Origin of the sequence: Pseudoalteromonas sp. 31A1, from assembly GCF_011378815.1 — a bacterium.
In the GTDB taxonomy this organism is placed as follows: domain Bacteria; phylum Pseudomonadota; class Gammaproteobacteria; order Enterobacterales; family Alteromonadaceae; genus Pseudoalteromonas; species Pseudoalteromonas arctica.
Map to the genome: position 1 here is coordinate 46,650 of NZ_WTKY01000023.1, position 9,481 is coordinate 56,130.

Consider the following 9,481-nt stretch of genomic DNA (forward strand, 5'->3'; position numbering starts at 1 on the left):
CTCCATTAAAGCCGCCTTAATCAGCGGCTTTTTTGTGTATTAAATTAACTAATTAGAGTAACTAGTTAAAGGAATATAGCACTTACTTGGAATAGTTTTTCTACAACGGTAATGTGTTTTTTGTCGATTAAAAACATGATGACATGATCGCCCGACATAATAATTGTATCATCGTGAGCTATCAACACATCGTCATTACGTACTATTGCCCCAATGGTTGTACCTGCAGGAAGTTTTATGTCGGCAATCGCACGACCAACCACTTTAGATGTGTTTTCATCACCATGAGCAACCGCTTCAATGGCTTCTGCTGCGCCTTTACGCAGTGAATACACGTTAACAATATCACCACGGCGTACGTGCGTTAATAACGCTGATATAGTGGCTTGTTGTGGCGATATGGCAATATCTATTTCGCCGCCTTGTACCAAATCAACGTAAGCTCCACGTTGAATAAGTACCATGGTTTTTTGTGCGCCCATACGTTTTGCAAGCATGGCCGACATAATGTTTGCTTCATCGTCGTTGGTTACGGCAATAAATACATCGACTTGTTCAATATGCTCTTCTGAGAGCAGTTCTTGATCAGATGCGTCACCACAAAAAACGACCGTGTTATCGAGCATTTCTGAGAGTTGCTCGGCACGTTCTTTACTGCGTTCAATTAGTTTAACGGTGTGATTTTTTTCAAGTGAGCGGGCAAGGCCTGCTCCAATGTTACCGCCACCAGCTATCATAATTTTTTTGTACGAACGCTCAAGTTTTTGTAGCTCGTTCATTACTGCGCGTATATGTTTTGTAGCGGCAATAAAGAATACTTCGTCATCGGCTTCAATAACGGTGGTACCCAGTGGTTTTATTGCTTTACCTTGACGATAAATAGCAGCAACACGAGTCTCTACATTAGGAATATGTTCTTTAAGTGCAGATAACGCATAACCTACTAATAAACCCCCATAGTAAGCTTTTACGGCTACTAACGAGAGCATGCCATCAGCAAACTGCAATACTTGCAGAGCACCAGGGTAGTCAATTAGACGGCGAATATACTTAGTGACCAGTGCTTCGGGAGCAATGTAATGGTCGATAGGTAAATCATCGTTTTGAAATAGTTTTTCACGGTATTTTAAATATTGCTCCGAGCGAATACGGGCAATTTTAGTGGGCGTTTTAAAAATACTGTACGCCACTTGGCATGCAACCATGTTCACTTCATCTGAACTGGTTACCGCTATAATCATATCGGCATCTTCAGCGCCTGCACGGCGTAATACATCAGGATGCGCACTGTGGCCCATAACCCCTTGTAAGTCGTACTTATCTTGAAGTTCACGTAATCGGTTACCGTCTATATCAACAACGGTAATTTCGTTTTGTTCGCCAACTAAGTTTTCAGCAAGCGTAGCACCAACTTGCCCGGCACCGAGTATAATTATTTTCATTATTTACCCGTGGTATTGATCATAATTTAATTAAAAAAATAGCCATTTAATGTTACATAAATGGCTAACTATTTAGTGTACGGCTATTAGGCTTTTTTAACTAGCTTAGCGTAATAAAATCCATCACTTTCACCGGGCAGTAACTGCAAACCAGGAGTTGTTACGGTATCATTTTCGTGTAGAGGTATATGTTCTACATCATCGTTATTAGCTAAAAACTTAGCAACTTGCTGTTGGTTTTCTTGTGGAAGAACCGAACACGTAGCATATACCAATGTGCCACCTGGTTTTAACAGTGGCCAAATGCTATCAAGAATATCGTTTTGTAACTTAGATAAGTCTTCGATATCTGATGCGCGACGTAACCATTTTATATCAGGGTGACGGCGAATTACGCCAGTGGCTGAACAAGGCACATCAAGCAAAATACGATCAAATAATTTTTCGTCCCACCAAGTATGTGGTTGTGAGGCATCGCCACATTGAAGGTCTGCACCTAAGCCAATACGCGTTAAGTTTTGTTTAACGCGTTCAAGGCGAGTTGAGTCGCTATCAAGTGCAAGTACATCAGCATCAGCAAGCTCTAATATATGACACGTTTTTCCGCCAGGTGCTGCACAGGCATCTAAAATATAGTCATCTGCTTTAGGTTCTAAAAAGCGGGCTGCCAACTGTGCTGCAGCATCTTGTACTGAACATGCACCTGTATCAAACTCAGGCAACGAAAATACATCACGTGGTTTGGCAAGCTTAATCCCATCAATAAAGTCAGGGTTTAAGGTGTGTTCAATATCATTAGCGCTAAGCATGTCGCTGTACTCTTGCGTGCTAAATTGTGCTTGATTTACACGAAGCCACATTGGTGCTTGTTGCTGGTTTTCTTCAAGTAGTGCTTCCCAGCTATCTGGGTAGGCTGTTTGCACCTGTTTAATAAACCAATTTGGATGGTTGTATAAACATACCGGAATAAGCTTCGCTTTTTCTTCAAGCTCTGCTTGTTGGCGCTGAAAACTACGTAAAATGGCGTTTATCAGCCCTTTTAATCCTAAAGCGCGCAGTTGAGCCAGTGCGTTTACAGTTTCTGAAATTGCAGCATGTGGTGGTACGCGCATATGCTGCAGTTGATAAATACCTACGTATAATAAAAACTGAAATATTCTACGTTTACCTTTTAATGGCTGCTCTACTAAGTGTTGGCAGTAATTTTCAAGGCTCGGTAAGTAGCGTAAAACGCCATAACAAATTTGCTGTAGCAACGCTTTATCTTTAGGCGGCAAGCCTTGGCTTGCAAATGGAAGTTCTTGATTAAGCGATGCGCCTTTATCAACTACGTTATATAAAGTTTCAGCGGCCAGCGCTCGTACGTTTGGAACATTACTCATTGTTTTCGCCTAATATTGTGCCAGGGGTAACCCAGTCACTACGACCATTTAAAAAGTCGTTAATTGCCATTGGTTTTTTACCTTGCGGCTGTAATTGCGTAATACATAAAGCGTGTTCGCCACACGCCACTACTACGCCATTTTTGTCGCTTGATAAAATTTGCCCAGGATCACCTGATTGCAGCACAACCTGCGCTTGATAAATCTTTACTGTTTGCCCACCCATTTGGGTAAAGCACACTGGCCATGGATTAAAAGAGCGAATGTTTCGCTCAATTTGCAGTGCACTCATTGACCAATCGATATTAGCTTCCTCTTTAGAAAGCTTTTTAGCGTAGTTAGCAAGTTCATCATTTTGAGGTTCAGGGGTGATCTCGCCATTAGCTAATTTATTAATGGTTTCAATTAACGCGTCTGGACCTAGCTCAGCAAGCTTTGTATATAAACTAGCGCTAGTTTCTGTCGTGCTAATAGGGCAGCGACTTATATGTAACATATCGCCGGTATCTAGCCCTTCATCCATTTGCATTATTGTTACGCCGGTTTGCTCATCACCTGCCCAAATTGCGCGTTGAATAGGTGCAGCGCCGCGCCAGCGCGGTAATATAGAGCCATGCACATTTAAACAACCCAAACGTGGGGCTTCTAATATAGCTTTAGGTAAGATTAAGCCATACGCTACAACAATCATAATGTCGGCATTTAAGCTTGTTAGCTCTGCTAGTGCTTCATCATTTTTTAATGACTGTGGCTGAAAAACCGGTAAGTTGTGCTCAAGCGCTAGCGCTTTCACTTCACTGGCTTTTAATTTTTTACCACGACCTGCAGGGCGATCTGGCTGGCTATATACACCCACTATTTGGTGTTCGCTTTGTATCAGCGCTTGTAAATGACGTGCTGCAAAGTCCGGCGTACCGGCAAATATAATGCGTAATGGTTGAGTCACTGAGTTTTCCTAAGGTACTTATTACTAATCTGCAAATTTAGCTTCTTTTTCAAGCTTTTTACGAATACGTTGGCGCTTTAATGGAGATAAGTAATCAATGAACAGCTTACCTTGAAGGTGATCTAGTTCGTGTTGAATACAAATAGCCAGTAATTCATCTGCATCTAGTACAAATTCTTCACCGTTTTCGTTAAGTGCAGCGACTGTTACTGTTTCAGCGCGGTCTACTTTTGCATACGAGTTAGGTACTGATAAACAGCCTTCTTCGCTAACGGTAGAGCCGTCTTTTTTAATGATTTGTGGATTAATTAATACCAGTGGCTCATCGCGCTCTTCTGATACATCAATAACAACGATTCGTTGATGAATATCTACTTGCGTGGCCGCAAGTCCAATGCCATTTTCATCGTACATTGTCTCTAGCATGTCTTTTACAATTTGGCGTACTGTGTCGTCAACTTGTGCAACATCTTTTGCTGTAGTACGTAAACGCTCATCTGGAAATCTTAAAACTTCTAACCTAGCCATAGTTACCTTTTTCACTTGTGCTTAATTTAGGGTATTGTATGCTCTTATTTTAGCCATTCGCGTTCACCTTTAACAGGTTTTGGGCAATAATAATGAAAAAACAATACAAGGAAGCTCAATGAAATCTCCATTACTTGCAATCATGCTTACGTTAAGTGCTGCGTTCCCCGCAATTGCTGACGTGCTTAAAATAAAAAAAGATGCACCAAAACAGTATGTTGTAAAAAAAGGCGATACACTTTGGGATATTTCTGGCATCTATTTAGATGAGCCTTGGCTATGGCCTGAACTTTGGCAAATGAATCCACAAATTGACAACCCGCACCTAATTTACCCCGGTGATGCATTAGCGCTGATATACGATGCAGATGGAAACCCACGTTTAGTGATTAATAAAGGATATAGAAAGCTATCTCCTCAGGGTCGTATTACACCAAAAGGGCGTAATGCTATTACTACTTTGCCGCTTGAAATGATCAAACCGTATATCAGTTACGAGCAAGCAATGAACAGTGACGATATTAAAGGCAAACCTTATATTTTAGGTGCTAACGAAAATACTAAAACACAAACGTTAGGCCATATTTTATATGTTAAAGGCGACTTACAAGTACATAAGGCATATGCCATTTACCATAAAGGTGATCCTTACACTGATTTAACCGGTGAAGTGTTAGCAACGCGTGCATCTTACGTGGGTATCGCACGTGCGTTTAGAGCGGGTGATGAACATAATGGCGTGCCTTCGTCATTACGTGTTGAGTCTGTTAAACGAGAAATTCAGCAAGGCGATTTTTTAATGCCGGCAATGGAAGGTCAAATGCTTCCTGCGTACTTTAATATTCACCGTCCTTCTGAGCCTGTAACAGGGAATATTATTGCTTCCCCACGACACGTTAGAGAATTCAGCACAATGGATGTTGTAGTGCTAAACTTAGGCAGTGAACAAAATATAGAAGAAGGTCATGTATTAGATCTAGAACGTCAATCGCCAACGGTTATTGATGGCCCTCGTGGCCCTCGTTACCCAGAAGATTCTAGTAAATACGAGAAGCTTTTATCTGATGCAAGCCAATTATTTGGTGGTGAGTCTGACGAAGAAAATACAACGTGGACTATGCCTAAAGAAAAAGTTGGCGAGCTAATTGTCTTTAAAGTGTATGACAAAGTAAGTTATGCATTAATAACTAAAAACCAGCACCCAATTCGCATTGGAGATATTGCAGTTATTCATTAAGAAGTAGCGAGTCGGTGCTCTAGGAGAGAGCATGGATCAGTCATCTGGCAAGCTAGCCCACTGGCTTGCCTTTTATATGTGTAAAGGGTTGGGTATAAAAACCCTTTTAGCATTATCTACACATTATTCCCTTGGGTCGTTATTCGACTTACCCCATGACAAGCTTTTAAAGCTTGGATTAACTGCTAATCAAGCGAGTAATTTACTCAACACCAATTGGCAACAAGTCAGCCATTATGAGCAACTAATTACGCTGCACAACATTACGGTTGTCTGTATTTTTGATGCGCTTTATCCAGAAGATCTCCGGCAGATTGCCAGCGCGCCTTTATTACTATTTTGTAGAGGTGATGTCTCGTTATTATCTACGCCGCAAATTGCAATAGTAGGAAGTCGTAATGCGACACCCACCGGACTTGAAATAGCATCAGAATTTGCATACGAATTAACTTTGGCTGGTATTACAGTTACCTCAGGTATGGCAAGAGGGATAGATGGTGCTGCGCACAAAGGCTCTCTTGCTGGTACGGGTAAAACCATTGCTGTGCTCGGTACTGGGGTTGATATTTACTATCCCAAACGCCATAAACTATTAACAGACCAAGTTTTAGAAAGCGGCCTGCTGGTGAGTGAGTTTTTACCCGGAACAGCTGCTAATGCACATAATTTTCCGCGTCGTAATCGTATTATTTCTGGGTTATCGTTGGGAGTGCTTATTGTTGAGGCTGAAATTAAAAGCGGTTCGTTAATAACAGTACGTTATGCGCTTGAGCAAAATAAAGAGGTGTTTGCAGTACCGGGTTCTATCAAAAACCCGTTAGCGCAGGCAAGTCACTTTTTAATAAAGCAAGGCGCTAAGCTAGTAGAAAACGTAGCCGACATTCTTGATGAGGTGAGTTTTACTTACGACAATAATGTATGTAACAAAGAGCAGCCTATTCAGGCAAATTCTCAATGCGAGGTTCTAAATAGTATTGGCTTTGAAGTAACCAGCGTAGATGACATTGTGCGTCGTGCGCAGTGGCCAATAGACAAAGTGCTCGCTAGGTTGCTCGATTTAGAATTAGACGATCAGATTGAGCGAGTGTTAGATGGTTATATTAAGCTAAGCGCAGGAAGGTAATATGTTTGATATTCTTTTATATCTTTTTGAAAATTACATTCATAGCGAAGCGGATATATTTGCAGAGCAAAATGAATTAACCGATGAGCTACTGCGCGCGGGCTTTAATAAGCCTGAGATATTTAAAGCACTCGATTGGTTAGAGCAACTCGCCGATTTACAACACAGTGACGAGTCTCCTTATCTTATTACTAACCCTAAAGATGCTGTGCGTATATTTACCGATAGTGAATGCCAAAGGCTCAGTGCTGAGTGTCGTGGCTTTTTAATGTTTATTGAGCAAATAGGCGTAATTAACAATGTAACTCGTGAGATGGTAATGGACTGTTTAGCCTCACTAGATAAACCAACCATAAGCCTAGAAGATTTAAAATGGATTGTACTTATGATTTTGTTTAATGTTCCTGGCTCTGAAGAGGCATATGAGCAAATGGAAGATTTGATTTTTGATGAACCCAGCGAACTTCTTCATTAGAGATAATTATCTTAATTGTACTCAAATTACTTAAACGGATAAGCACGGCATTGCTTGTATCTTTAAGTGGTTTGGGTATATTAGGCGAAAATTCACTAACCTATTAGGATCACCATGAGTAAAATCGACCATTCGCTTTTCTCGGCGAACAAGCACGCCCTCGAAAAAGAATACGAGATATGCCCACAGTGTGGTTCAGAGTTAGTGATCCGCAATAGTAAATCAGGCCCTTTTTTAGGATGCGCAAGTTATCCCCAATGCGACTTTATTAGGCCGTTGGCACATCACGATAGTAACGAAATTAAAGTTCTTGAAGATTCAGCATGTCCTGAGTGCAGCAAACCACTGGTGGTTAAAAATGGGCGCTACGGTATGTTTATTGGGTGTACGGGATATCCAGAGTGCCATTACATTGCTAACGAAAATGAAGAAAAACAAAGCGAAGACACTTTGCCAAGTTGCCCTAAATGCAAAAAAGGTCATTTAGTCGCGCGCAGTAATAAGTTTGGTAAAGTATTTTATTCTTGTGATTGCTATCCAAGTTGTAAATACACACTTAATAATAAACCGGTTGAACACCCGTGTCCTGAATGTAACTGGCCTATCGTCATAGAGAGAAATATGGCAAACGGCACATTATTGCAATGCCCACAAAAAAGCTGCATGCATAAGCTCACCCCAACTGAATAACGTTTAATTATATCTGGAGACTACTTTGTCAGACCTTTCAAATACGCCCACTGCAATAACATGCTTAACGCAAGGCGAAGTTATTTTATACCCAACAGAAGCTGTATATGGTTTAGGTTGTGATCCAGATAATCAACAAGCCGTTGAGGCACTATTAGCTATTAAGCAGCGCCCGGTTGAAAAAGGGCTTATTTTAATTGCTGATAACTACGGGCAATTATTAAAATACGTAGATGATGCAAAAATACCAATGGATAAACGCGCTGATATTTTTTCGAGTTGGCCTGCTGCAATTACATGGGTTATGCCTGCATCTAAAAATACGCCTAAATGGCTCACAGGGCAGTTTGATACCATTGCAGTAAGAGTAACAAACCATCCAACAGTAAAACGTTTGTGCCAAGAGTTTGGTAAGCCACTAGTATCAACCAGTGCAAACTTAACCGGTCAAGAAACAGTAATTAGTATTGAGCAAGCCAAAGCGCAATTTGCAGAACAAGTTGGCTTTTACGTTGACGAGCCGTTAGGTGGTAATACTCAACCAAGCACAATAAAAGACGCCATGACTGGCAAAATATTTAGAGGTTAATATGCAAAGCGAATTATTAGATCAAGTAAAAGCATACTTTATGGCTTTGCAAGACACTATTTGCCAAGGTTTGGAGGCTGCAGATGGCAGTGCTAAATTTATAGAAGATAACTGGCAGCGAGCAGAAGGTGGTGGTGGTCGCACACGTGTAACCACAAATGGTACTGTAATAGAGCAAGGCGGAGTTAATTACTCACACGTATTTGGCGCTTCAATGCCAGGTTCGGCAACAGCACATAGACCAGAGCTTGCAGGGCGCAGCTTTCATGCGTGTGGTGTGTCGTTAGTTATTCACCCTAAAAACCCTCATGTACCAACAAGTCATGCCAATGTGCGCTTTTTTATAGCCGAAAAAGAAGGCGAAGAGCCAATATGGTGGTTTGGTGGCGGGTTTGATCTCACTCCTTTTTATCCAGTATTAGAAGACGTACAACATTGGCATCAAGTTGCTCACGACATTTGTGCGCCTTTTGGCAGCGACGTTTATCCAAAATACAAAACCTGGTGCGACGAGTACTTTTATTTAAAGCACAGAGATGAGACTCGCGGAGTAGGCGGTTTGTTTTTTGACGATTTAAACGAACTTGGTTTTGAGCAAAGCTTTGCGTTTATGCAATCGGTGGGTAATGGCTTTTTAGATGCTTATTTACCTATTATTGAACGTCGTAAAAATGACGAATACACAGAGCAACAACGTGATTTTCAGCTTTATCGTCGCGGACGTTATGTCGAGTTTAATTTAGTATGGGATAGAGGCACTTTATTTGGATTACAAAGTGGCGGGCGCACTGAGTCTATATTAATGTCTATGCCACCACTTGCACGCTGGGAATATAACTATAAACCAGAGCCAAGTAGCCCAGAAGCTAACCTATATCAGTATTACTTACGCCCGCAAGAGTGGTTAACTAGTCAACCAAGTGAGTTGATAGCCAGAGAGTGGCAACTATAACAATTACACAGTAATCAAAAAGGCGCTAATTAGCTGTCTCTTGATCACAAGTCTGGCTCAAGAGATTTTGCTAAATCGTAGCCTTCCAGGATGGCTTGTAACTTAAGCCATCCTTGC

At 41.3% G+C, this 9,481-nt stretch carries 10 protein-coding genes; 6 read left to right on the top strand and 4 right to left on the bottom strand.

From position 1 onward, the window contains the following. Positions 1-65 precede the first annotated feature (65 nt). The 4 genes from trkA to def all read right to left on the bottom strand — a co-directional run bounded on the left by trkA (position 66) and on the right by def (position 4,298). The gene (trkA, locus tag GQR52_RS17590) at positions 66-1,442 is read right to left on the bottom strand and encodes a Trk system potassium transporter TrkA (RefSeq protein WP_004335170.1); all 1,377 of its coding nucleotides are present in this window, start codon (positions 1,440-1,442) and stop codon (positions 66-68) included. A gap of 86 nt (positions 1,443-1,528) precedes the next feature. After that, positions 1,529-2,824: a 16S rRNA (cytosine(967)-C(5))-methyltransferase RsmB gene (rsmB, locus tag GQR52_RS17595; RefSeq protein ID WP_024593219.1), complete on the bottom strand. Its 1,296-nt coding sequence runs from the start codon at positions 2,822-2,824 to the stop codon at positions 1,529-1,531. Beyond that, a complete protein-coding gene (gene fmt, locus GQR52_RS17600; RefSeq protein ID WP_010555158.1) occupies positions 2,817-3,770 on the bottom strand; it encodes a methionyl-tRNA formyltransferase in 954 nt (317 codons plus the stop codon). Before fmt ends, rsmB begins: the two co-directional genes overlap by 8 nt. Positions 3,771-3,794: 24 nt before the next feature. After that, a complete protein-coding gene (def, locus tag GQR52_RS17605; RefSeq protein WP_165729284.1) occupies positions 3,795-4,298 on the bottom strand; it encodes a peptide deformylase in 504 nt (167 codons plus the stop codon). Positions 4,299-4,416: 118 nt separating this feature from the next. On the opposite strand from def, the gene GQR52_RS17610 reads away from it, so the two are divergent. The 6 genes from GQR52_RS17610 (at position 4,417) to hemF (ending at position 9,364) form a co-directional block, all read left to right on the top strand. Continuing rightward, positions 4,417-5,535 carry a LysM peptidoglycan-binding domain-containing protein gene (locus GQR52_RS17610; protein WP_165729285.1) on the top strand — a complete coding sequence of 373 codons (1,119 nt, stop codon included), beginning with the start codon at positions 4,417-4,419 and terminating at the stop codon, positions 5,533-5,535. 31 nt (positions 5,536-5,566) lie between these two features. Beyond that, on the top strand, positions 5,567-6,658 hold the full coding sequence (dprA, locus tag GQR52_RS17615) for a DNA-processing protein DprA (protein WP_165729286.1): 1,092 nt from the start codon (positions 5,567-5,569) through the stop codon (positions 6,656-6,658). 1 nt (position 6,659) lies between these two features. Then, on the top strand, positions 6,660-7,133 hold the full coding sequence (locus tag GQR52_RS17620) for a DUF494 family protein (RefSeq protein WP_010555161.1): 474 nt from the start codon (positions 6,660-6,662) through the stop codon (positions 7,131-7,133). Positions 7,134-7,247: 114 nt separating this feature from the next. Beyond that, a complete protein-coding gene (locus GQR52_RS17625; protein WP_165729287.1) occupies positions 7,248-7,823 on the top strand; it encodes a topoisomerase DNA-binding C4 zinc finger domain-containing protein in 576 nt (191 codons plus the stop codon). 25 nt (positions 7,824-7,848) lie between these two features. Then, a complete protein-coding gene (locus GQR52_RS17630) occupies positions 7,849-8,412 on the top strand; it encodes an L-threonylcarbamoyladenylate synthase (protein ID WP_004335153.1) in 564 nt (187 codons plus the stop codon). Position 8,413: 1 nt separating this feature from the next. After that, positions 8,414-9,364, top strand: coding sequence for an oxygen-dependent coproporphyrinogen oxidase (gene hemF / locus GQR52_RS17635; RefSeq protein ID WP_165729288.1), 951 nt, complete (start codon positions 8,414-8,416; stop codon positions 9,362-9,364). The last annotated feature ends 117 nt before the right edge of the window (positions 9,365-9,481 follow it).

What these genes read in the sequence shown, in the direction of transcription:
- trkA (WP_004335170.1), bottom strand. Translation starts at nt 1,442, where the DNA reads ATGAAAATAATTATACTCGGTGCCGGGCAAGTTGGTGCTACGCTTGCT.
- rsmB (WP_024593219.1), bottom strand. Translation starts at nt 2,824, where the DNA reads ATGAGTAATGTTCCAAACGTACGAGCGCTGGCCGCTGAAACTTTATAT.
- def (WP_165729284.1), bottom strand. Translation starts at nt 4,298, where the DNA reads ATGGCTAGGTTAGAAGTTTTAAGATTTCCAGATGAGCGTTTACGTACT.
- GQR52_RS17610 (WP_165729285.1), top strand. Translation starts at nt 4,417, where the DNA reads ATGAAATCTCCATTACTTGCAATCATGCTTACGTTAAGTGCTGCGTTC.
- dprA (WP_165729286.1), top strand. Translation starts at nt 5,567, where the DNA reads ATGGATCAGTCATCTGGCAAGCTAGCCCACTGGCTTGCCTTTTATATG.
- GQR52_RS17620 (WP_010555161.1), top strand. Translation starts at nt 6,660, where the DNA reads ATGTTTGATATTCTTTTATATCTTTTTGAAAATTACATTCATAGCGAA.
- GQR52_RS17625 (WP_165729287.1), top strand. Translation starts at nt 7,248, where the DNA reads ATGAGTAAAATCGACCATTCGCTTTTCTCGGCGAACAAGCACGCCCTC.
- hemF (WP_165729288.1), top strand. Translation starts at nt 8,414, where the DNA reads ATGCAAAGCGAATTATTAGATCAAGTAAAAGCATACTTTATGGCTTTG.